This window comes from Bacillus sp. BS98, assembly GCF_008432245.1.
GTDB classification, from domain to species: Bacteria; Bacillota; Bacilli; order Bacillales; family Bacillaceae_G; genus Bacillus_A; species Bacillus_A toyonensis.
On sequence record NZ_CP043830.1, the window covers coordinates 5,178,204 to 5,200,216 of the forward strand.

Consider the following 22,013-nt stretch of genomic DNA (forward strand, 5'->3'; position numbering starts at 1 on the left):
ATTATTCCTGCTCTGGGTCACGCAAGTAATACCCTACCCCACGTCTAGTTACAATTAAAGTAGGATGACTTGGATTATCTTCAATTTTTTCACGTAAACGACGTACTGTTACATCCACTGTACGCACATCTCCAAAATAATCATAACCCCAAACTGTTTGCAATAAATGTTCACGTGTCATAACTTGTCCTAAATGTTTTGCTAAATAATGTAGCAATTCAAATTCACGATGTGTAAGCTCAATATTTTCCTCACGCTTTGTTACACTATAAGCATTTGGATTAATAATAATTGGTCCAATAACCATTTCAGTATTTTCTTCTTTTTCTGCTGCACCACCTTGTTGATGGCGGCGTAAATTCGCCTTCACACGAGCAAGTAATTCCCTCGTACTAAATGGCTTCGTTACATAATCATCTGCTCCAAGCTCAAGCCCTAATACCTTATCAATTTCAGAGTCCTTCGCTGTAAGCATAATAATCGGCATTTCTGAGTTTTTACGTATTTCACGACAAACCTCTAAACCATCTTTTCCTGGTAGCATAATATCTAATAAAACCATATCTGGCTGTTCTTCATTAGCTTTCTCAATTGCTTCATCACCATCATGTGCCATTACAATTTCAAAACCCTCTTTTTCTAGGTTGAACTTCAAAATGTCTGCAATCGGCTTTTCATCATCAACTACTAAAATTTTCTTTCCCATCATCGTCTATTTCCTCCTCATAAAAATATGGTCAATGATTCTTAAATATATTGATGTTTCTATAGTATATCCCTATATGACAGCAACCTTTATTTAAGTGTTCTCTCCTCTATTCTCATAGACTCATGTATGATCCACCTTTACACGGAATCCTATACGATCTACAGAAAAACCTCTAGCTTCAACTGCTAGAGGCTCCTCATCCTATTGTAAAATAACTACCCACATTTGTAAAACTACACAAAATAAAAAGGATATTAAGTGGGCCCACTTAATATCCTGAGAGTGGCTCGGGACGGAATCGAACCGCCGACACGAGGATTTTCAGTCCTCTGCTCTACCGACTGAGCTACCGAGCCAAAACTATATATAAAACCACTAATGGTGGTATAAACAAAAGTGGCGGTCCCGACCGGGGTCGAACCGGCGATCTCCTGCGTGACAGGCAGGCATGTTAACCACTACACCACGGGACCAAAAATAAACATAAAAAAACATGACCCGTACGGGATTCGAACCCGTGTTACCGCCGTGAAAGGGCGGTGTCTTAACCACTTGACCAACGGGCCACGAAAAATAAAATGGTGAGCCATGAAGGATTCGAACCTTCGACCCTCTGATTAAAAGTCAGATGCTCTACCAACTGAGCTAATGGCTCATACTCACCAACGTCATATTTTCGTGACGACAAGATATATCATAACATATCATCTTTCATTTTTGCAATACTTTTTTTGTTTTTTTATAAAAGATAAGAAAAAACTCATGCGGACATGAGTTTTTCTTAAAAATATCAATTAAACTTCGTATACGTTACGAACGATATTCGTTTGGTTACGATCTGGTCCAACTGAGAACATAGATAATTGGATTCCTGTTAATTCAGAAACACGCTCTACGTATTTTCTTGCATTTTCAGGAAGCTCATCTAATGATTTCACACCAGTAATATCTTCTTCCCAACCTGGAAGCTCTTCATATACAGGCTCACATTTCGCTAAAATGTTTAAGTTTGCTGGAACTTCATCTATAACTTCTCCGTTATATTTGTAAGCAACACAGATTTTAAGAGTTGGAATACCTGTTAATACATCAATAGAGTTTAATGATAAATCCGTTAAACCACTAACACGACGCGCATGTCTTACAACAACGCTATCGAACCAACCTACACGGCGTGGGCGACCAGTTGTTGTTCCGTATTCACGACCAACTTCACGAATTTGATGACCAATTTCATCATTAAGTTCAGTAGGGAATGGACCATCACCAACACGGCTTGTATATGCTTTACATACACCTACAACGCGAGTAACTTTCGCCGGACCAACTCCAGTTCCAACTGTTACACCACCAGCAATCGGGTTAGAAGATGTAACAAATGGGTACGTACCGTGGTCAATATCAAGCATAACACCTTGTGCACCTTCAAATAATACACGGTGATTGTTATCTAGTGCATCATTTAATACAACAGATGTGTCGCATACATATTGTGCGATTTGTTGTCCATATTCGAAGTACTCTTCAAAGATTTCTTCTACGCTGAAACCTTCTGTATCGTACATTTTTTCAAATAAACGATTTTTCTCTACTAAATTGCGCTCAAGCTTCTCTTTAAATGCTTCACGGTCTAAAAGATCAGCCATACGGATACCAATACGAGCAGCTTTATCCATATATGCAGGACCGATACCTTTTTTCGTTGTACCGATTTTGTTATCACCTTTACTAGCCTCTTCTAACTCATCTTGTTTTAAATGATAAGGTAAAATAACGTGTGCACGGTTACTTACACGTAAATTATCAGTACTTACACCACGGTCGTGTAAGTATTTTAACTCTTCAAGTAATGCTTTTGGATCTACTACTAAGCCATTTCCGATTACACAAATTTTCTCTTTATAGAAAATACCAGATGGAATTAAGTGTAACTTATATTTAACTCCGCCGAAAACAATTGTATGTCCCGCGTTATTTCCACCTTGATATCTTGCAACTACTTCCGCATGCTCAGAAAGAAAATCAGTGATTTTACCTTTTCCTTCGTCGCCCCATTGTGTTCCTACAACTACTACTGAAGACATTATTAAAGCACCTCCGCAATTTTCAAACGATCTATTCAAACAATATAATTGTACCAAAACCGAAAAAGAAGTCAACCAAAAAAGCGAACATTTTTTTATTAAAAATCATTTTCGTTCGTAAGAATTATATTTTCACCTTATGAAAGCCTTATCTTTACTCTATAAAAAAAGAAACACATCTTATTATAAGAAATGTGTTTCTTTTTTATACTGCCTTTATGCCCCATCCTCAAAGCGTCGTTCTAAGTTAACGAACTTATTAAATTCTTTAACAAACGCAAGCTCTACTGAACCTACCGGACCATTACGTTGTTTTGCGATGATAATTTCAATCGTATTTTTATTTTCCGTTTCACGGTCATAGTAATCTTCACGATACAAGAATGCTACAATATCAGCATCCTGCTCAATACTCCCCGATTCACGAATATCAGACATCATAGGGCGTTTATCTTGACGAGATTCAACACCACGGGATAACTGTGAAAGGGCAATAACAGGCACTTGTAATTCACGCGCAATCCCTTTTAATGTACGCGAAATCTCAGATACTTCCTGCTGACGGTTCTCGCCCGACTTCCCACTTCCCTGAATAAGCTGTAAATAGTCAATTAAAACCATCCCAAGACCTTGTTCCTGCTTTAATCTACGGCATTTTGCTCGAATCTCATTTACCTTAATCCCTGGTGTATCATCAATATATATACCGGCATTTGAAAGGCTTCCCATCGCCATTGTTAACTTCGCCCAATCATCAGAAGTTAATGACCCAGTACGAAGTCTTTGCGCATCAATATTACCTTCTGCACAAAGCATACGCATAACAAGCTGATCAGAGCCCATCTCCAAACTAAAGATCGCTACATTTTCATCCGTTTTCGTCGCTACGTTTTGTGCGATATTTAATGAAAATGCAGTTTTCCCTACTGACGGACGCGCCGCTACTATGATTAAATCATTTCGTTGGAAACCTGCGGTCATCTTATCTAATTCAGTAAATCCAGTTGGTATTCCTGTAACTTCACCTTTTTGATTATGCAAAAGTTCGATTTTATCGTAAGCATCCACAAGAACGTCTTTAATATTCTGGAATGCTTTAGCGTTCGTTTGATGAGATACTTCTAATATTTTTTTCTCAGCCTCATTTAAAAGGCCGTCCACATCATCTTCTCTCTCATATCCATCAGACACGATATGAGTCGCCGTTCGAATTAAACGACGTAAAAGCGCCTTTTCAGCGATGATTCGTGCATAATACTCTACGTTAGCAGCAGTTGGAACAATCTCTGCTAACTCTGCTAAGTAAGAAACCCCACCAACTTCTTCTAGTAATCCTTGATCAGCCATCGCTGACGTCATCATTACTAAGTCAATTGGCTCTCCCTTATCAGACAAGCCAAGCATCACTTCAAAGATCTTTTGATGTTTCGTTCGATAAAATGAGTCAGGTACCAATAGTTCTGATGCTGACGTTAACGCATCTTGATCAATCAATATGGCACCTAAGACTGCCTGCTCAGCTTCTATATTATGCGGAGGGGTACGATCAGCCATTACATCACTCATACGCAATCCTCCTTGTTTAATTTATTTTTATTGTTCACTAACATGAACTTTTACTTTTGCTGTTACTTGCGGATGCAATTTTACAGTCACATTTGTATAACCTAATGCACGAATTGCATCATCCATTTCAAATTTACGTTTATCAAGTTTGATTTTATGTGATTTTTGCATTGCGTCTACGATTTGTTTGCTTGTGATAGAACCAAATAAACGGCCACCTTCCCCAGATTTCGCCTTCAGTTCCACAGTTAATTTCTCTAAAGTTTCTTTCAGCTCTTTTGCATTCTCAAGCTCTGCTGCTGCATCTTTTTCTTCTTTACGCTTTTGAGCTTCTAAAGTTTTCATACTGCTGTTTGTCGCTTCAGCAGCTAATCCTTGTTTTAGTAAAAAGTTATTTGCATAACCATCTGGTACGTTTTTTATTTCTCCTTTTTTACCTTTACCTTTTACGTCTTTTAGAAAAATTACTTTCATGATTGTGTGCCTCCCTGTAAATAGTCATCAATAACAAATCGAAGCTTCTCCTCAGCTTCATCTACTGTAACATTTTTCATTTGTGTGGCTGCATTCGTCAAATGCCCGCCACCTCCTAGATTCTCCATAATTAGCTGCACATTCACTTCACCTAAAGACCTGCCGCTAATTCCAATGAAATTCTCCCCACGTTTCGCTATAACAAATGATGCAATAATACCCGTCATCGTTAATAGCGTGTCCGCTGATTGTGCAATAAGCACTTGATCGTAATAGTCATCACTATCAACTTTTGCAATAGCAATTCCATTTTTATAAATGTACGCATTTTTAATAGCTTTTGCAACTCGTAAATACTGATTCATATCTTCTTTTAACAATTCTTGTACAAGTACAGTATCTGCACCATGCGAGCGTAAATAAGAAGCTGCATCAAACGTACGAGCACCCGTCCGGAACGTAAAACTTTTCGTATCAACAATAATACCAGCTAACAATGCCGTCGCTTCTAACATTGTCATCTTTAAATTTTTCGGTTGATACTCAAGTAATTCTGTAACAAGTTCTGCCGTCGAAGAAGCATATGGTTCCATGTAAACAAGTAATGGATCTTCAATAAAATCTTCTCCACGACGATGATGGTCAATCACCACTACATTTTCAATTTTACGAACCAGTTTTTCCTCCATCACCATAGAAGGCTTATGTGTATCCACAACAACAAGTAAGGACTCATCATTTGCAAATTCCATCGCTTGATCTGGGGTAATAAAATGAGACCATAGTTCTTCATTTTGTTTCACTTTATCCATCAGACGTTTAATTCCCTTATCGGAATCATTTTCATCTAACACAATATATCCTTTGCGCTCATTTAATTGAGCTACCTTTAAAATACCAATCGCAGCACCAATTGCATCCATATCAGGGGCCCTATGTCCCATTATAATGACATTACTACTTTCTAATACTAAATCCTTCAATGCATGCGAAATAACTCTAGCACGTACACGAGTACGCTTTTCAACTGGATTTGTTTTACCGCCGTAAAATTTAACTTTACCTGTCGCTTGTTTAATAGCTACTTGATCCCCACCACGTCCAAGCGCAAGGTCTAAACCAGATTGAGCCATTGCTCCAAGCTCTGATAAAGGCATATCACCTGATCCGACACCCACACTTAACGTAAGTGGTATATTCCTTTTAGATGTTTCTTCACGCACTTGATCTAAAATGTTAAACTTGCCTTTCTCCATTTGTGCTAAAATACTTTCATTTAGTACAACGAAGAACCTCTCTGAAGATGCACGTTTTAAATAAGCGCCATACTTAACGGCCCATTCATTTAGACGTGACGTCACAAGACTTGTTATATTCGTACGTAATTGATCATCTAATCCTTGTGTAACTTCATCATAGTTATCTAAATAAATAACAGCTAAAACAGTGCGTTGATCTTCATACATCTTTTCAATTTCTGTTTGTTCCGTTACATCAAAGAAATAAATTAGCTTTTCTTCTTTCCTTACAAAAACACGGAACTTTCGATTATTTAAAGAAACTATATCGTCAGAAGTTTCCCCCTTAATAAAAAGGAGTAATGTTTCTGATACATCGTAAAGGTGCCAACCGGCTAATGCATGCTGTCCCAAACATGATGATAAATAAGGATTTGCCCAATCAATCCCATAATCCTTATTGTATAACAAAATACCAATTGGCATTTGGTTAAATGCTTCATTACTCACTTTCTTTACCCTTGTAATCATATCTGTCGTATGTTTTTCAAAATTTCTTTGGAAAGTAAGTTCGAATCGTATAACGACAAAAAGTACAATACAAAAGATAAAAAAGGCTGATATTCCCATAATTAAATGAAAGTAACAGAGGAGTGAAATTAGCACAAATACAAAAAATGCCAATACATAAACAGGATATAAAAACCACTGTTTCTTATAAAATTCAGGCATGTATACAACTCCTATAAAGTAAAACTAACTCACCTTCCAGTTAGTTTTACAGATTAAAATAGTATAAGGAATATTATTTTATCCCCCTATTTTAGAACGCAATGAAATCCCTAAGTCAATTATACCTAAGATTGTTACAAGAGGAAACATCATCGGAATAAACATGCATACAATAAAACTAATAATAGGAACACCTTTAGTAAATCCTTTTCTATGCGCTAAAAAGGTGATAAATGTCAGACCTTGCAGTACGAGCAATAGTGCAAATATGACATATAGGTTGGAAAATACCATATATAAATATGATGCTGGTTCTACCTTTATAAAAGTTGCTAACAAAATAAATATAACGTAATACCAGACAATGCTCTTTGGCAATTGTATATCTTTAAATTTAGGCCAAGATATAACGTCATACTTTAACTTCCTCAAGACACTACCCGATAGGAGCACTGTAATCCAAGAAAAACAAACAGAAACCATTACAAGTAAACTCGGGAATAGTGTTTGTAATATCTCATTGAATTGTCCAAATAACTCTTTTTGTTCTTTACTAATTGGCATACCTGCAGCGCTTACCATCTTTTCACTTTGCGCCATACTTTCATTAAACATATTTTGTATTTGCTTCATTAAATCTATGTTAAAAAACTTTATACTTGCAACATAAATGAGCACAAAACCAATTAAATATGCAAGGGTTCCTGCCATCAAGATCTCTATTGGCTTTTTTCTTTTTTTATACATGGATCCTAAAACAATCCCTATCAATCCAAACATTATTGTCTTCACTAGATTCAAGGGCTGGCTCACAATAACGGTAATAAAAAGCGCAGCTGTAAAAATTATAAAAGCATTGGATAACCTATATTTTATCGTAAACAATATAAACGGTAATGGTACTGCGAAAGTTACAACTGTACCTAAAACCGGAACGTATAAAGACACAAGCAATAATATCGCGTATATAGCTAATAACGCTGCGCCTTCAGTAATAAATTTTGTTTGTTTCATGATTTAACCTCTCTTTCAAAAAAGAAAAGCATAGCAAAATGCACAGTAGAGTCCGACTCTACTGTGCATTTCATACGCTATTATTCACCAACATATGGTAAAAGTGCCATTTGACGAGCACGTTTAATTGCAACTGTAAGTTTGCGTTGGTATTTTGCGCTTGTTCCTGTTACACGACGAGGTAAAATTTTACCACGTTCAGAAACGAAACGTTTTAATAAATCAACATCTTTATAGTCAATGCGAGTGATGCCGTTAGATGTGAAGAAACACACCTTACGACGTTTCGCACGTCCACCTTTGCGTCCTGCCATGTCTATTCCCTCCATTCTTTGTTAAAAATAGCCGATTCATACCATTAAAATGGTAAATCGTCGTCCGAAATGTCAATCGGTTGACCAACATTCGAAAATGGATCGTCATTCTTCGTAAATCCAGAGTTTCCAGTGTTACCTGAGTTGCCTGAGTTGCCTGAATTACTAGATTGACCAAATGGGTTAGAGCTTTGGTTACCGAAACCAGCTCCTGATGGTTGCTGATTGAATGAACCACGTTGCTCCCCACCGCCATTACGCGGCTCTAAAAATTGTACGCTCTCCGCAAGAACTTCTGTTACATATACACGTTTACCATCTTGTCCATCGTAATTACGAGTTTGAAGACGTCCGTCTACGCCTGCTAAGCTACCTTTTTTCAAATAATTTGCCACGTTTTCTGCTTGTTTACGCCATATTACACAATTAATAAAGTCAGCTTCACGCTCACCTTGTTGATTCGCAAATGCGCGATTCACAGCTAACGTAAAAGTAGCTACTGCAACACCATTGGGCGTGTAACGTAAGTCAGGGTCCTTAGTTAAACGACCAACGAGGATAACACGATTCATCAATCGAACCACTCTCCCTTATATATCAATTATTTTTCTTCTTCTTTAACAACGATATGACGAAGGATATCTTCGTTGATCTTAGCTAAACGGTCGAATTCGTTAATCGCTTCTGCGTTAGAGTTCACGTTTAAGATCATGTAGAAACCTTCACGTAAGTCGTTGATTTCGTAAGCTAAACGACGCTTACCCCACTCTTTCGTGTTAATGATTTCTGCACCATTGTTTGTTAAAACACCTGCAAAACGTTCAACTAAAGCTTTTTGAGCTTCTTCTTCAACGCCAGGACGAATGATGTACATAATTTCGTACTTTCTCATTACACTTTCACCTCCTTTTGGTCTAAACGGCCCATAATGGGCAAGGAGCAATTAATTTATAGTAATTACTCACGAGTTTAGATTATATCATAGTAAGTTATATGAATCAACTCACCAATACGTAAAAAACTTGGCAAACACATAATATATTTGCCAAGTTCATATCTTTATTTTTCCTAGGAAATATTAAATTAAACGTTAAAACGGAAGTGCATAACATCTCCGTCTTTTACGATATACTCTTTTCCTTCTAAACGTACTTTTCCAGCTTCTTTTGCAGCTGTCATAGAACCGTTTGTCATTAAATCATCATAAGAAACTGTTTCTGCGCGAATAAATCCACGCTCAAAGTCTGTATGAATTACGCCCGCACATTGTGGTGCTTTCATACCTTGTTTAAACGTCCATGCACGCACTTCTTGCACACCAGCTGTGAAGTAAGTAGCAAGTCCTAATAAGTCATATGCAGCACGGATTAACTGATCTAAACCAGATTCTTCAATGCCTAGTTCTTCCAGGAATACTTTTTTCTCTTCCTCATCTAACTCAGCGATTTCTGATTCAATTTTTGCACATACAACAATTACTTGTGAATTTTCATTTGCTGCAAATTCTTTTACCATTTGTACGTATTTATTTTCAGAAGGATCCATAATATCATCTTCACTTACGTTTGCTACGTATAGCATTTCTTTCGTTGTAAGTAAATGAAGGCCTTTAACAATCTTCATTTGCTCTTCTGTAAATTCAACAGTACGAGCTGGTTTCCCCTCTTCGAAAGCTTCTTTTAAACGCACTAAAATTTCATGCTCATATACTGCTTCTTTATCTTTTTGTCTTGCTAATTTCGCAACACGCTCGATACGTTTATCAACAGACTCTAAGTCTGCTAAGATTAGCTCTAAGTTGATTGTTTCAATATCATCAATTGGATCTACTTTTCCTGAAACGTGCGTAATATTTTCGTCTTCAAAACAACGAACAACTTGGCAAATTGCATCTACTTGGCGAATGTGAGATAAGAATTTATTTCCTAACCCTTCGCCCTTACTTGCACCTTTTACGATACCTGCAATATCAGTAAACTCAAATACAGTCGGAACAGTCTTTTTCGGTTCTACTAATTCCGTTAATTTATTTAAACGCTCATCTGGTACTTCTACAATTCCTACGTTTGGATCAATTGTACAGAATGGATAGTTCGCAGATTCTGCTCCTGCTTGTGTAATTGCATTAAATAAAGTGGACTTCCCTACGTTAGGTAATCCAACAATCCCAGCCGTTAATCCCATATTTTTCACTCCTATGTCTCAATCTTTCATCATTATAGATAGTAACGAAAAAAATGACAAGTTTCCTCCAAACGAAAAAAGCAACAGCCACCTACTGCAACTGTTACTTTTTCTCTATTCTTCGTGCTTCACAAGTATTTTTTTCACCTTACGATCAAACTCTCTTCGAGGAATCATTACTGAATGGTCACATCCCTCGCACTTAATGCGGATATCCATTCCCATACGAATAATTTTCCAACGATTCTCACCACATGGGTGGGCTTTCTTCATTTCCACAACGTCGTACAAGTTATATTCCTTTTGCTCCACTCTCCAAACCCCTCTCGATACTAAAGTGCTTTTCCACTAACCAGTTCTTCACGATTATATAAAACCATACGTGGATATGGAATTTCAATTCCATGTAAATCTAGACGATTTTTAATCTCTTTACGAAGTGCTCTTGCAATAACTGCATGTTGCATCGGTTCTACTTCAGCAATAACGCGTAATATAACTTCTGATGCAGCTAATGTTTGCACACCTAATAATTGAGGCGTCGTTACCATTTTTTCGTATTGTGCAGGTAACTCTATTAATAAATCCTCAATAACTTGCTCTGCTTTCGCAATGTCAGCCTCATATGAAATAGATACATCAACAAATGCTACACTATTACTAACTGAGTAGTTAGTAACTTGAACAATACTTCCGTTTGGTAAAGTATGAATTTCACCTGTCCAACTCTTTACTTTCGTTGTACGAAGTCCAATTTCTAAAACGACTCCTTCAAATTGACCGATTTTAACATAATCGCCAACTGAAAACTGATCTTCTAGCAAAATAAATAAACCTGTAATAACGTCTTTCACTAAACTTTGAGCACCAAATCCGACTGCTAAACCAATTACCCCGGCACCCGCTAATAAACCTGATGCATTAATATTAAACACACCTAAAATCGCAATTAGCATAATGAACATAACAACGTATGCTACAATATTTTCAAGTAATTTCGCTACCGTAACTGTACGACGTTCTGAAATTTGGATTGGAGAACGGCTCCCCATGCGAAACGCATTTCGTACAACCGCTCTTGCAACTCGCACAACAACTGCACCAATTGTTAAAATAATACATATTTTTAATGTCGCAACTCCAATATGAGCCCAACGATCAGCATCCAATAAATACTGTTTCGTAGAATTAAACCACTTCGTTAATAAATCCATGTATCTCTACCTCTCCAGCCAAAATTTCTTTTTAGTTATTCTTCTTATTGTATCAGAAGTCTCTCTGATTGCTGAAAAAATTTATAACTTTAATTGCATTTGTTAACTTCTATCCAGGTATAAAATGGAACGAATATATATATACTAGTACTATTATTTCCGTTTTCATTTACATTTTGCAAAAAGTACGCACTTATAGTTTTCCATTTTATTCGCCATATAACATATTTTGAAAATTTATTAAAAGGATGGGTGCTTCATGAATATTGGAAGTTTTCGCTTACCTTTTTTCGAAAAAGAAACTCAAAATGTTATGCACCAAGACTTAGAAGCCTCCGAGACAATCAGTAACTTCTTGCTTTCCCATATTCCTATTCAAACTAATATACCACTTATTCTCGTTTGTATCGGAACAGATCGTTCCACCGGTGATGCACTCGGCCCATTAGTTGGCACTAAGCTAGAACAAGTAGAAATCAAAAACTTCCAAGTGTTCGGCACACTAGATGAACCAGTGCATGCACTGAATCTAGGAGAGAAAATTCAAAATATACAGAAAGAAAATCCTACTTCCTTTATAATTGCCGTTGATGCATGTTTAGGAAAGTCTCAAAATATCGGTTCAATTACTACTGGAAAAGGACCTAGTAAACCTGGTGCTGCGATGAATAAGAAATTACCTGCAGTTGGTGATTTGCATATACACGGCATCGTCAATTTAAATGGTTTTATGGAGTTTTTTGTTCTTCAAAATACGAGATTAAGTTTAGTGATGAAAATGGCCGATGTAATCGCACAAAGTATAAAAGAGACGGATCAAAAATTATCTGCATTAAAAAAAGCAAACCATCTATAAATAATAAGATGGTTTGCTTTTTAATTTTTATGTGATAATAATTCTAAAATACGATTTAAATCTTCTTTATTAAAAAATTCAATTTCGATTTTACCTTTTTCTTTTTTCGTCTCTTTAATTTTCACATCTGTGCCAAACTTTTCTCTTAAGAACGTTTCACGTTCTACGAAAAATATATTTCGCTCTTTTTTCACTTGTTTTGTTTCACGTGAAACGTGTTGATTAATCTCTTGGACGATTTTCTCTAATTGACGAACATTTAATCCTTCTTTTTCAATGCGTTTCAATAAGGACTTCAATTGTTCTTCATCTTTGATTGTAAGTAAAGTTCTCCCATGAGCCATTGAAAGTTGACCATTTGCAATCATATCTTGTACGAAAGAAGGGAGGCTTAATAACCGAGTATAGTTTGCAATGTAAGGCCTACTTTTACCAAGACGTTTCGCTAATTGTTCTTGCGTTACATTTAGCTCATTCATTAACATCTGGTATGCCATTGCCTCTTCCATCGGATTTAAATCTTCTCGTTGTAAGTTTTCTAACAAAGCAAATTCCATCATTTGCTGCTCGTTTAATTGCCTTACAACGGCAGGTACCTTTTCAAGTCCAGCCTCTTTGGCAGCACGATATCTTCTTTCACCTGCAACAATTTCATATCCTTTAATACTCTTTCTAGCAATTAACGGTTGTAATATGCCGTGTTCTTTAATAGAAGCCGCTAATTCCTCAATCGCAGCTTTATTAAAGTGCTTACGCGGTTGGTATGGATTCGGCCTTAATTCAGTTACGATAATCTCCTGAATCGTTTCTTCTTCTTTCACATCTAAATCAGGAAAAAACACATTAATCCCTCTTCCTAAACCTTTAGCCACCTGCAATCACTTCCTCTGCTAAATCTATATATACTTCTGCCCCTCTTGATTTAGCGTCATACTGCATAATCGGTTTCCCATGACTTGGTGCCTCACTTAAGCGAACATTACGTGGAATAATGGAACGGTATACTTTATCCCTAAAGTATTTCTTCACTTCATCTATAACTTGAATCCCTAAATTTGTACGGGCATCTAGCATTGTTAACAATACACCTTGAATTGCTAGATCTTTATTTAAATGTTTTTGTACAAGTCGAACTGTATTTAATAGCTGACTTAATCCTTCGAGTGCGTAATATTCACACTGAACAGGAATAATAACAGAATCTGCTGCTGTTAATGCATTAATCGTTAATAACCCTAAAGACGGGGGACAGTCGATAATAATGTAATCATATTCATCACGAACTGGCTGTAATGCCCTTTGCAAACGTACTTCCCGGGAAATAGTCGGTACCAATTCAATTTCAGCACCAGCCAATTGAATTGTAGCGGGTAGAACATCTAAGTTTTCAGTTGCGGTTTTCCGTATAACTCCCTGAACATCTGCATCTTCCACAAGAACATTGTAAATACATTGGTCTAATTCTGACTTTTCAATTCCCACACCAGTCGTTGCATTTCCTTGAGCATCAATATCTACGAGAAGGACTTTCTTACCTACTTGCGCCAATCCAGCCCCTAAATTAACAGATGTTGTTGTTTTTCCAACACCGCCTTTTTGATTAGCAATAGCAATGATTTTTCCCATGATGTCACCTACTTTCAACCTTTCTATCTTATTCTAGTAACAATTACGTTTATTGTAACATGAAATAAAAGTTTTTCTTTTCCGTCCTTATTAAACTTCAAAATTTATTTCTAAACTCCTTCTTCATTAACAAGAAAATATAGCAAAAGAGACCTCTCCAGTAGGATAAGGTCTCTAACACATCATTATTATTTTTTCTTCGGAACTTTAATCGTAATTTGATAGTACTCATCAAATTCTTCTTCCTCAGAATTAACATTTAAACCACTGTCAGCCACCATTTGTAATGATTGCCTAATTGTATTCATAGCAATTCTCGCGTCTCGGCTTACTGCTTTTTGCTTCGCCTTGCGCTTCGGTTTTACTTCTTCTAGTAATTTCGCGATTCGTTCCTCTGTTTGTTTTACATTGAGTTGTTTTTCCACAATTTCTTGTAAAACTTTCAGTTGTAATTCCTCATTTTTTAAAGGAATGAGAGCACGAGCATGACGTTCTGTAATACTTTTTTCTAACAATGCACTTTTTATTTCTTCAGGCAACTTTAACAATCGCAACTTATTTGCGATTGTAGATTGTCCTTTTCCAAGTCGTTGTGCCAATGCTTCTTGCGTTAAATTATGTAACTCAATCAGCTTTTGATATGCCACAGCTTCCTCGATTGCTGTTAATTCCTCACGTTGCAAATTTTCAATTAACGCTACAGAAGCCGTCTCTGTATCATTTAAGTTCTTTATGATCGCAGGGACCTTTTCCCAGCCTAACTTCGTTGCTGCGCGAAAACGTCTTTCTCCAGCAATAATCTCGTACTTATCATCCTCATACTGCCTCACAACAATCGGCTGAATGAGCCCGTGTGTACGAATCGTTAATGCCAACTCGTCGATACGTGCATCGTCAAAAACCGTTCGTGGTTGATAACGATTAGGAGTAATATTTACGATCGGAATTTCTTGTATTTCTTCATATACCTTTTTATCTATTTCTTCATGGCTTTCGTCTTGTAATTCGAATTCGCTCTCTTTATCTCCAAAGCCAAATAAACGAGAAAACGTATTTTTCATACATATTCCACCACCTTTTAGGCCTATTGACTATTCTACATAAAATGTTTCCTATGAAACATTTACGTTTTCATTTATATAATTTAATCTTACGTCTAATAAGATTTATTTTTCAATAGGTAATTTATTGGGTGTTCCCGGTTTGCGTGGATATTTCTTTGGTGTCTTGCGCTTTTTCTCGATTAATAAAATATTACGTTCACTTTCTTCAAACGGTAATTGGAACGTAGACATCTCTTTTAACTCTCCGCCAAGCACCTCTAAAGCATACTTGCCATTTTCAATTTCTTCGTTTGCTGCTGCACCCTTCATCGCAATGAATGTTCCTCCGACTTTTACAAGTGGTAAACATAGCTCACTTAATACAGAAAGACGCGCAACTGCACGTGCCATTACAATATCATATGATTCACGTACACCTTCTTTTTTCCCAAATGTTTCAGCACGATCGTGACAAAATGCAACGTCACTTAATTCTAGCTTTTGTGCTAAATGATTTAAGAAATTAATACGTTTTTGCAATGAGTCTACAATTGTTACTTTTAAGTGCGGGAAACAGATTTTTAAAGGAATACTTGGGAATCCAGCCCCTGCACCAACATCACAAATTGAGAATGGTTTTGAAAAATCATAATAAAAAGCAGCTGTAATAGAATCAAAAAAGTGTTTTAAGTATACTTCTTCTTTTTCCGTAATAGCCGTTAAGTTCATTTTTTCATTCCACTCTACTAATGTTTCAAAGTAGATTTTGAACTGCTCTAACTGCCTAGAAGAGAGGGTAATACCCTTCTCTTCTAGCATAGATTGAAATTGTTCTATGTTCATCTAGCGATAGCTCCTTACTATTTATTGGTTCGATACGCGCGCAATTTTTCCTTGTTCAATATACACAAGTAAAATGGAAATATCTGCTGGATTTACGCCGGAAATACGTGAAGCCTGCCCCATTGAAAGTGGACGAACATCTTTCAATTTCTGTCTAGCTTCTGAAGCAAGGCTAGAAATTGCATCATAATCAATATCCACAGGGATTTTTTTATTTTCCATTTTCTTCATACGCTCTACTTGCTGTAATGATTTTTCAATATATCCTTCGTACTTAGTCTGAATTTCAACTTGTTCCGTAACTTCATCACTTAATTCTACTTCGCTTGGTACTAAAAGATGAATATGCTCATATGTCATCTCTGGACGACGTAATAAGTCACTTGCACGTATTCCGTCTTTCAATTCACTTCCACCAATGCTACGAATTAATTCTTGAACTTCAGGACGTGGTTTAATAATAATGCTACCTAAACGTTCCTTTTCCTGTTCAATTTGTAACTTTTTATTTGTAAATCGCTCATAGCGCTCTTCTTTAATTAATCCGATTTCACGACCAACTTCAGTTAAACGAAGATCCGCATTATCGTGGCGTAATAATAGACGGTACTCTGCACGAGATGTTAATAAACGATATGGTTCATTTGTACCTTTCGTTACAAGATCATCAATTAAGACACCAATATAAGCATCCTCGCGCCCTAAAATAACTTCTTTTTTACCTAAAGATCGACATGCCGCATTAATTCCAGCCATAAGCCCTTGTCCTGCCGCTTCTTCGTAACCAGAAGTTCCGTTAATTTGTCCTGCTGTATATAAATTTTTAATGTTTTTCGTTTCAAGTGTTGGCCATAATTGCGTTGGCACAATTGCATCATACTCAATTGCATAACCTGTACGCATCATTTCGACATTTTCCAGCCCCGGGATTGTTCTAAGCATGTCACGCTGTACATCTTCTGGTAAGCTTGTAGATAGACCTTGTACGTATACTTCTTGCGTATTGCGTCCCTCTGGCTCTAAGAAAATTTGATGACGTGGTTTATCATTAAATCTTACTACTTTATCTTCAATAGAAGGACAGTATCTAGGTCCTGTTCCTTTAATCATACCAGAATACATAGCTGAACGATGTAAATTTTCATCTATTAAACGATGTGTTTCCGTACTTGTATATGTCAACCAACATGGAATTTGATCCATAATAAATTTCGTCGTTTCAAAAGAGAACGCACGTGGTTTATCATCACCCGGTTGAATTTCTGTTTTACTGTAGTCAATTGTATTGCTGTTTACACGAGGAGGTGTACCTGTTTTAAATCTAACAAGATCAAATCCAAGCTCCTCTAAATGCTCAGATAATGTAATAGATGGTTGCTGATTATTTGGACCGCTCGAATATTTTAAATCACCCATAATAATCTCACCACGTAAAAATGTTCCAGTTGTAATTACGACTGTTTTTGCTGTATATTCAGCACCCGCTTGCGTAATTACCCCTTTACATACGCCATCTTCAACGATTAAACGCTCTACCATTCCTTGGAACAAAGTTAAATTTGGTGTTTCTTCAATTGTTTTCTTTAATTCATGTTGGTAAGAGAACTTATCTGCTTGTGCTCGAAGTGCACGTACAGCTGGTCCTTTACCTGTATTTAACATACGCATTTGAATATGCGTTTTATCAATATTGCGTCCCATTTCTCCGCCTAATGCATCAATTTCACGAACAACAATCCCTTTTGCTGGTCCACCAACAGAAGGGTTACATGGCATAAACGCTACCATATCTAAATTAATTGTTAACATTAATGTTTTGGAGCCCATTCGTGCTGCCGCAAGACCAGCTTCACATCCTGCATGACCTGCACCGATTACTATAACATCGTATGAACCGGCATTGTATCCCATTATTTATTCCTCCTAATAATCTCTATCTTTCTGAAACATCGCCATATTATTTTCCTAAACAAAATTGAGAGAACAACTGGTCAATTAAGCTTTCATGGACAGTATCACCAGTAATTTCACCAAGTATTTCCCACGTTCTCGTTAAATCAATTTGTACCATATCAATCGGAACACCATTTTCTATTGCCTCAATTGCATCTCCAATTGTCTTTTCTGCTTGTGTTAATAGTCCGATATGCCTTGCGTTAGAAACATATGTCATATCTGCAGAATCAATTGTTCCTTCAAAGAATAGCTCAGCTATCGCCTGTTCAAGCTCATCTATTCCTTGCTCCTCGATTAAGGATGTTGTAATAACACGATTTCCCGCAGCCAATTCTGCAACACGTTCCATATCAATTCCTTGCGGTAAATCCGTCTTATTCACAATAACAATGAAATCTTTTCCTTGTACCGCACGGAATAAATCTTCATCTTCATTTGTTAAAGCCTCACTATAATTTACGACAATTAACACTAAATCTGCTTGGCTCATCATTTCTTTTGAACGTTCTACCCCAATTCGTTCAACAACATCTTCCGTTTCACGAATCCCGGCTGTGTCTATAAGTTTAAGTGGTACACCACGCACATTAACGTACTCTTCAATAACATCACGAGTTGTTCCTGCAATATCAGTTACAATTGCCTTTTTCTCTTGAACGAGACTATTTAATAGCGATGACTTCCCAACGTTAGGTCTACCGATGATTGCAGTAGCAATACCTTCACGTAAAATCTTCCCTTGCTTCGATGTTTCTAATATTTTTGCAATTTCAGCACGAACATGTGTCGCTTTCTCAATTAAAATATTATGTGTCATCTCTTCCACATCATCATATTCTGGGTAATCTATGTTTACCTCAACATGAGCTAGCGTTTCTAATATGTCCTGACGCAGGCGGCCAATTAATTTAGATAATCGCCCCTCCATTTGATTAATCGCTACGTTCATTGCACGATCTGTTTTTGCACGGATTAAGTCCATGACAGCTTCTGCTTGTGATAAATCAATACGACCATTTAAAAAAGCACGTTTTGTAAATTCACCAGGCTCTGCTAATCGTACTCCTTGCGCTAAAATAAGCTGCAATACTTTATTTACCGAAACAAGTCCACCGTGGCAGTTAATTTCTACTATATTTTCGCGTGTAAAAGTTCTTGGTGCACGCATAATAGACACCATAACTTCTTCAATAACTTGATTTGTATCTAAATCAACAATATGACCATAATGAATTGTGTGAGAAGGAACCTCTGTTAAGTCCTTCCCTTTAAAAATACGATTAACTTTTTCAACCGCATCATCCCCACTTACTCGAACAATGGCAATTGCGCCCTCTCCAAGCGCTGTGGAAATCGCAGCAATTGTATCAAATTCCATGTCCTTTCACCTCACTTGCTTATTTATCTCTATTTCAACACGATTATTTTCTTCACTAAATTATTAGAATACCATAACGAACCTATCTACAAAAGAATAATAACTCATTTTATTATGTCCTCATGTAAAAAACACTAAACTTATTCACAGTGGATAAGTTTAGTGTTTTTAGTTATCCACATCTGTTTTCCCCTCAAAAAAACCGGCACTCATTTGAGTAACCGGTCATTTGGAAGATATTACAACATGCCGATGTGGTTCATTTCCTTCAGAAGTTGTATTGATATCTTGATGATTAGATAATGCTTGATGGATAATTTTTCGTTCAAAAGATGGCATCGGCTCTAAAACAACTCTTTTTTTCGTTTTAGACACTTGTTTTGCTAATCGATAAGAAAGCGATTCTAACGTACTTTTTCTTTTACTACGATAATTTTCAGCATCTAGTGTGATACCAATATACTGTTTCGTATGGCGATTCGCGACAAGTTTTGTCAAATACTGTAAAGAGTTCAACGTATTACCTCTTTTTCCAATTAAAACACCTACATTATCACCAGAAATTGTAAATTCAACTTCGCGTCCCTTTACAATTTTACTAATCTCGACTTCCACACCCATGTTGCGAATAACATTTTTTAAATACTCTTCACATTCTTGAATGGGATCTTTCTTCAATACAACTTCTACTACTGCAGGACGATTCCCAAATAAGCCTAGGAATCCCCTTTTACCCTCATCGATAATATTTATATCAACTTGATCTTTTGAAGTGTTTAATTGCCTTAAAGCATCTTCTACTGCCAGCTCGACTGTTTGTCCTTTAGCAGTAATTACACTCACTTACCTGCTCCTCCAGCCTTACTAGCCTTAATTTCTGGCCCTTTGATAAAGTACATTTGAGCGATACCAAAGATATTACCAACAACCCAGTAAAGTGATAATGCCGCTGGGAAGTTAATTGCAAAGATTAAAATCATAATCGGCATAAGCCAAATCATCATTGCCATTTGTGGATTTTGACCAGCAGTTCCTGCCATTGCAAGCTTTTGCTGAATAAATGTCGTAATCGCTGCAACAACCGGTAAGATATAGTAAGGGTCTGCCTGTCCTAAATCAAACCATAAAAATGTATGTTTACTAATTTCTGATGTTCTCATAATCGCATGATAAAATGCGAATAAAATAGGCATCTGAACAAATATTGGTAAACAACCGGCTAATGGATTTATACCATTTTTTTGATATAACTGCATCATTTCTTGTTGTAATTTTTGCTGTGTTGCTTGATCTTTAGAGCTATGTTTTTCTTTTAACTTCACCATTTCTGGTTGTAATGCTTGCATTGCTTTCGTACTCTTCGTTTGTTTGATCATTAGTGGTAATAATGCAAAACGAATGATAAGAGTTGTAACGACGATTGCTAAACCATAATTCTTACCGAATAATTCAGCAAAATACGTAATTAACTGAGATAGTGGATATACAAAATATTCATTCCAAATCCCAGTGCTTTTCGGTGTAATTGGCTGATTTACTTCACTACAGCCAGCAGTAATTGCCATTAACGCAACAACCATGGCTAGTAAACCTAATTTCTTTTTCAAAGCCTACTCCTCCTTGTATCGGTATGTATATAGTGTAATTCATTTCCTTACGCTACTTTTTTATTTTTTTCATACCAGAGCGTTTAAAGACATGAATTAAGCTTTTCTTTACTTCTTCATATGTCATCTCTGCACAAGGCTTCCTTGCTATTATAACAAAATCTTTTCCAGAATCTATCTCATCTTTCAATTCTGTAATGGACTGACGGATCATACGCTTAATTCGATTACGAACTACTGCGTTTCCTATCTTCTTGCTAACAGAAAGACCGATGCGAAAATTTGGCTGTTCTTCTTTATTTAGTTGGTATACAACAAACTGACGGTTCGCATTTGATTTTCCTTTTTGAAAAACCTCCTGGAATTCATCATTCTTCTTTATACGATTTTTTTTCTTCATATCAATTGACACTCCTGTATTTCATCAGCGGAAATTCACTATTATTAGAAAAAAAGACCACTGAACGATCAGTGGTCTACGCAGATAATACTTTTCTTCCTTTACGACGACGAGCTGCTAGCACTTTACGTCCGTTCGCTGTGCTCATACGGCTGCGGAAACCATGTACTTTGCTGCGCTTACGTTTATTTGGTTGGTAAGTTCTTTTCATTATATGACACCTCCCTGAGGAATATCTGTTAAAGACAGTCTTATAAATTATAGTTAATCAACTAGGAAAATGTCAATGGTTCTCGAAATTTTCATCAAATATTCATTTTGAACCTGTTCACATTCTTTTTCACAGTTCTTATATTTCCTTGTGGATAAATGTTTTTTTATGTTTTTTATATCCACAAACTTTTTTCTTACTTTTACACAGTATATCGTATTGTGGACAAGTTTATTCCACAAGGTATTGATTTTGTGGATAACTTTCTTAATTTCATTGCTATAGCTACTTTTTTTTGATATTATAGTTGTGTTTTCACTTTGAATAAGTTTCCCACATGTTTATTTTATCCACAATTTGTGTATAACATGTGGACAGTTTTAATCACATGTGGGTAAATAGTTGTCCACATTTGCTTTTTTTGTCGAAAACCCTATCTCATATACAAACGACGTTTTTAGGTTTTAAAAGACGTTTCGTATAAATATACATTCACTATTTATTGGGTTGTACATTTGTTGCGCAACCTTATTCTTTTACCATCTTAGTAAAGGAGGGACACCT

Annotated in this window: 23 protein-coding genes and 4 tRNA genes; 1 reads left to right on the forward strand and 26 read right to left on the reverse strand. The window is 36.5% G+C overall.

Annotated elements, in window-relative coordinates; genetic code table 11:
• Position 1: 1 nt before the first annotated feature.
• The 16 genes from walR to F0362_RS27020 all read right to left on the reverse strand — a co-directional run bounded on the left by walR (position 2) and on the right by F0362_RS27020 (position 11,529).
• Positions 2-709, reverse strand: coding sequence for a cell wall metabolism DNA-binding response regulator WalR (gene walR / locus F0362_RS26945; RefSeq protein ID WP_000971864.1), 708 nt, complete (start codon positions 707-709; stop codon positions 2-4).
• Positions 710-992: 283 nt separating this feature from the next.
• Positions 993-1,065 (reverse strand) — tRNA-Phe (locus F0362_RS26950).
• Between the two features lie 41 nt (positions 1,066-1,106).
• Positions 1,107-1,182, reverse strand: a tRNA-Asp gene (locus F0362_RS26955).
• A 21-nt stretch (positions 1,183-1,203) separates the two neighbouring features.
• Positions 1,204-1,275: transfer RNA gene (locus tag F0362_RS26960), tRNA-Glu, on the reverse strand.
• Between the two features lie 13 nt (positions 1,276-1,288).
• Positions 1,289-1,364, reverse strand: a tRNA-Lys gene (locus tag F0362_RS26965).
• A gap of 139 nt (positions 1,365-1,503) precedes the next feature.
• Positions 1,504-2,793 carry an adenylosuccinate synthase gene (locus F0362_RS26970; RefSeq protein ID WP_000100232.1) on the reverse strand — a complete coding sequence of 430 codons (1,290 nt, stop codon included), beginning with the start codon at positions 2,791-2,793 and terminating at the stop codon, positions 1,504-1,506.
• Positions 2,794-3,009: 216 nt separating this feature from the next.
• Entirely contained in the window at positions 3,010-4,359 is a 1,350-nt protein-coding gene (gene dnaB, locus F0362_RS26975) for a replicative DNA helicase (protein ID WP_001286243.1), read from the reverse strand.
• Between the two features lie 27 nt (positions 4,360-4,386).
• The gene (rplI, locus tag F0362_RS26980; protein WP_000864222.1) at positions 4,387-4,833 is read right to left on the reverse strand and encodes a 50S ribosomal protein L9; all 447 of its coding nucleotides are present in this window, start codon (positions 4,831-4,833) and stop codon (positions 4,387-4,389) included.
• Complete coding sequence (locus tag F0362_RS26985) at positions 4,830-6,803, reverse strand: DHH family phosphoesterase (protein ID WP_001113905.1); 1,974 nt, start codon at positions 6,801-6,803, stop codon at positions 4,830-4,832. Before F0362_RS26985 ends, rplI begins: the two co-directional genes overlap by 4 nt.
• A 78-nt stretch (positions 6,804-6,881) precedes the next feature.
• Complete coding sequence (locus F0362_RS26990) at positions 6,882-7,817, reverse strand: YybS family protein (RefSeq protein ID WP_149890050.1); 936 nt, start codon at positions 7,815-7,817, stop codon at positions 6,882-6,884.
• Between the two features lie 80 nt (positions 7,818-7,897).
• Positions 7,898-8,131 carry a 30S ribosomal protein S18 gene (rpsR, locus tag F0362_RS26995; protein ID WP_000918874.1) on the reverse strand — a complete coding sequence of 78 codons (234 nt, stop codon included), beginning with the start codon at positions 8,129-8,131 and terminating at the stop codon, positions 7,898-7,900.
• Between the two features lie 44 nt (positions 8,132-8,175).
• On the reverse strand, positions 8,176-8,706 hold the full coding sequence (gene ssb, locus F0362_RS27000; protein WP_000981964.1) for a single-stranded DNA-binding protein: 531 nt from the start codon (positions 8,704-8,706) through the stop codon (positions 8,176-8,178).
• A 26-nt stretch (positions 8,707-8,732) separates the two neighbouring features.
• Positions 8,733-9,023 carry a 30S ribosomal protein S6 gene (gene rpsF / locus F0362_RS27005; RefSeq protein ID WP_001233781.1) on the reverse strand — a complete coding sequence of 97 codons (291 nt, stop codon included), beginning with the start codon at positions 9,021-9,023 and terminating at the stop codon, positions 8,733-8,735.
• Positions 9,024-9,214: 191 nt separating this feature from the next.
• Complete coding sequence (ychF, locus tag F0362_RS27010; RefSeq protein ID WP_000524664.1) at positions 9,215-10,315, reverse strand: redox-regulated ATPase YchF; 1,101 nt, start codon at positions 10,313-10,315, stop codon at positions 9,215-9,217.
• Positions 10,316-10,429: 114 nt separating this feature from the next.
• Positions 10,430-10,627 (reverse strand): DUF951 domain-containing protein, encoded by a 198-nt coding sequence (locus tag F0362_RS27015; protein ID WP_000435485.1) that lies wholly within the window; start codon positions 10,625-10,627, stop codon positions 10,430-10,432.
• 20 nt (positions 10,628-10,647) lie between these two features.
• Positions 10,648-11,529 (reverse strand): mechanosensitive ion channel family protein, encoded by an 882-nt coding sequence (locus tag F0362_RS27020; protein ID WP_000365117.1) that lies wholly within the window; start codon positions 11,527-11,529, stop codon positions 10,648-10,650.
• A 259-nt stretch (positions 11,530-11,788) separates the two neighbouring features.
• Between F0362_RS27020 and yyaC the strand changes: the two genes are divergently transcribed.
• Positions 11,789-12,385, forward strand: coding sequence for a spore protease YyaC (yyaC, locus tag F0362_RS27025; protein ID WP_149890051.1), 597 nt, complete (start codon positions 11,789-11,791; stop codon positions 12,383-12,385).
• Positions 12,386-12,405: 20 nt separating this feature from the next.
• On the opposite strand, the gene spo0J is transcribed toward yyaC, so the two are convergent.
• The 10 genes from spo0J to rpmH all read right to left on the reverse strand — a co-directional run bounded on the left by spo0J (position 12,406) and on the right by rpmH (position 21,449).
• Positions 12,406-13,257, reverse strand: a complete 852-nt coding sequence (gene spo0J, locus F0362_RS27030) for a stage 0 sporulation protein Spo0J (RefSeq protein WP_001051819.1) — start codon at positions 13,255-13,257, stop codon at positions 12,406-12,408.
• Positions 13,250-14,011, reverse strand: coding sequence for a sporulation initiation inhibitor protein Soj (soj, locus tag F0362_RS27035; RefSeq protein WP_000516116.1), 762 nt, complete (start codon positions 14,009-14,011; stop codon positions 13,250-13,252). Before soj ends, spo0J begins: the two co-directional genes overlap by 8 nt.
• 188 nt (positions 14,012-14,199) lie before the next feature.
• Complete coding sequence (gene noc, locus F0362_RS27040) at positions 14,200-15,072, reverse strand: nucleoid occlusion protein (RefSeq protein WP_000799019.1); 873 nt, start codon at positions 15,070-15,072, stop codon at positions 14,200-14,202.
• Between the two features lie 105 nt (positions 15,073-15,177).
• Complete coding sequence (gene rsmG / locus F0362_RS27045) at positions 15,178-15,897, reverse strand: 16S rRNA (guanine(527)-N(7))-methyltransferase RsmG (RefSeq protein ID WP_001019628.1); 720 nt, start codon at positions 15,895-15,897, stop codon at positions 15,178-15,180.
• 21 nt (positions 15,898-15,918) lie between these two features.
• Positions 15,919-17,808: a tRNA uridine-5-carboxymethylaminomethyl(34) synthesis enzyme MnmG gene (gene mnmG / locus F0362_RS27050; RefSeq protein WP_000541048.1), complete on the reverse strand. Its 1,890-nt coding sequence runs from the start codon at positions 17,806-17,808 to the stop codon at positions 15,919-15,921.
• A 46-nt stretch (positions 17,809-17,854) separates the two neighbouring features.
• Entirely contained in the window at positions 17,855-19,231 is a 1,377-nt protein-coding gene (gene mnmE / locus F0362_RS27055; protein ID WP_000393771.1) for a tRNA uridine-5-carboxymethylaminomethyl(34) synthesis GTPase MnmE, read from the reverse strand.
• Between the two features lie 225 nt (positions 19,232-19,456).
• Complete coding sequence (jag, locus tag F0362_RS27060) at positions 19,457-20,074, reverse strand: RNA-binding cell elongation regulator Jag/EloR (protein WP_000111507.1); 618 nt, start codon at positions 20,072-20,074, stop codon at positions 19,457-19,459.
• On the reverse strand, positions 20,071-20,838 hold the full coding sequence (gene spoIIIJ, locus F0362_RS27065; RefSeq protein ID WP_000727742.1) for a YidC family membrane integrase SpoIIIJ: 768 nt from the start codon (positions 20,836-20,838) through the stop codon (positions 20,071-20,073). The genes jag and spoIIIJ overlap by 4 nt, the downstream gene beginning before the upstream one ends.
• A gap of 52 nt (positions 20,839-20,890) precedes the next feature.
• Positions 20,891-21,238 (reverse strand): ribonuclease P protein component, encoded by a 348-nt coding sequence (gene rnpA, locus F0362_RS27070; protein ID WP_000728890.1) that lies wholly within the window; start codon positions 21,236-21,238, stop codon positions 20,891-20,893.
• A 76-nt stretch (positions 21,239-21,314) separates the two neighbouring features.
• Positions 21,315-21,449: a 50S ribosomal protein L34 gene (gene rpmH / locus F0362_RS27075; RefSeq protein ID WP_000831901.1), complete on the reverse strand. Its 135-nt coding sequence runs from the start codon at positions 21,447-21,449 to the stop codon at positions 21,315-21,317.
• Positions 21,450-22,013: the final 564 nt, after the last annotated feature.

Excerpts from the sequence above, each read along its gene's own strand:
- noc (WP_000799019.1), bottom strand. The coding sequence starts at position 15,072 with ATGAAAAATACGTTTTCTCGTTTATTTGGCTTTGGAGATAAAGAGAGC.
- yyaC (WP_149890051.1), top strand. The coding sequence starts at position 11,789 with ATGAATATTGGAAGTTTTCGCTTACCTTTTTTCGAAAAAGAAACTCAA.
- rsmG (WP_001019628.1), bottom strand. The coding sequence starts at position 15,897 with ATGAACATAGAACAATTTCAATCTATGCTAGAAGAGAAGGGTATTACC.
- dnaB (WP_001286243.1), bottom strand. The coding sequence starts at position 4,359 with ATGAGTGATGTAATGGCTGATCGTACCCCTCCGCATAATATAGAAGCT.
- soj (WP_000516116.1), bottom strand. The coding sequence starts at position 14,011 with ATGGGAAAAATCATTGCTATTGCTAATCAAAAAGGCGGTGTTGGAAAA.
- rnpA (WP_000728890.1), bottom strand. The coding sequence starts at position 21,238 with ATGAAGAAAAAAAATCGTATAAAGAAGAATGATGAATTCCAGGAGGTT.
- rplI (WP_000864222.1), bottom strand. The coding sequence starts at position 4,833 with ATGAAAGTAATTTTTCTAAAAGACGTAAAAGGTAAAGGTAAAAAAGGA.
- rpsR (WP_000918874.1), bottom strand. The coding sequence starts at position 8,131 with ATGGCAGGACGCAAAGGTGGACGTGCGAAACGTCGTAAGGTGTGTTTC.
- mnmG (WP_000541048.1), bottom strand. The coding sequence starts at position 17,808 with ATGGGATACAATGCCGGTTCATACGATGTTATAGTAATCGGTGCAGGT.
- ychF (WP_000524664.1), bottom strand. The coding sequence starts at position 10,315 with ATGGGATTAACGGCTGGGATTGTTGGATTACCTAACGTAGGGAAGTCC.
- rpmH (WP_000831901.1), bottom strand. The coding sequence starts at position 21,449 with ATGAAAAGAACTTACCAACCAAATAAACGTAAGCGCAGCAAAGTACAT.
- F0362_RS26985 (WP_001113905.1), bottom strand. The coding sequence starts at position 6,803 with ATGCCTGAATTTTATAAGAAACAGTGGTTTTTATATCCTGTTTATGTA.
- walR (WP_000971864.1), bottom strand. The coding sequence starts at position 709 with ATGATGGGAAAGAAAATTTTAGTAGTTGATGATGAAAAGCCGATTGCA.
- F0362_RS26990 (WP_149890050.1), bottom strand. The coding sequence starts at position 7,817 with ATGAAACAAACAAAATTTATTACTGAAGGCGCAGCGTTATTAGCTATA.
- F0362_RS27020 (WP_000365117.1), bottom strand. The coding sequence starts at position 11,529 with ATGGATTTATTAACGAAGTGGTTTAATTCTACGAAACAGTATTTATTG.
- mnmE (WP_000393771.1), bottom strand. The coding sequence starts at position 19,231 with ATGGAATTTGATACAATTGCTGCGATTTCCACAGCGCTTGGAGAGGGC.
- F0362_RS26970 (WP_000100232.1), bottom strand. The coding sequence starts at position 2,793 with ATGTCTTCAGTAGTAGTTGTAGGAACACAATGGGGCGACGAAGGAAAA.
- rpsF (WP_001233781.1), bottom strand. The coding sequence starts at position 9,023 with ATGAGAAAGTACGAAATTATGTACATCATTCGTCCTGGCGTTGAAGAA.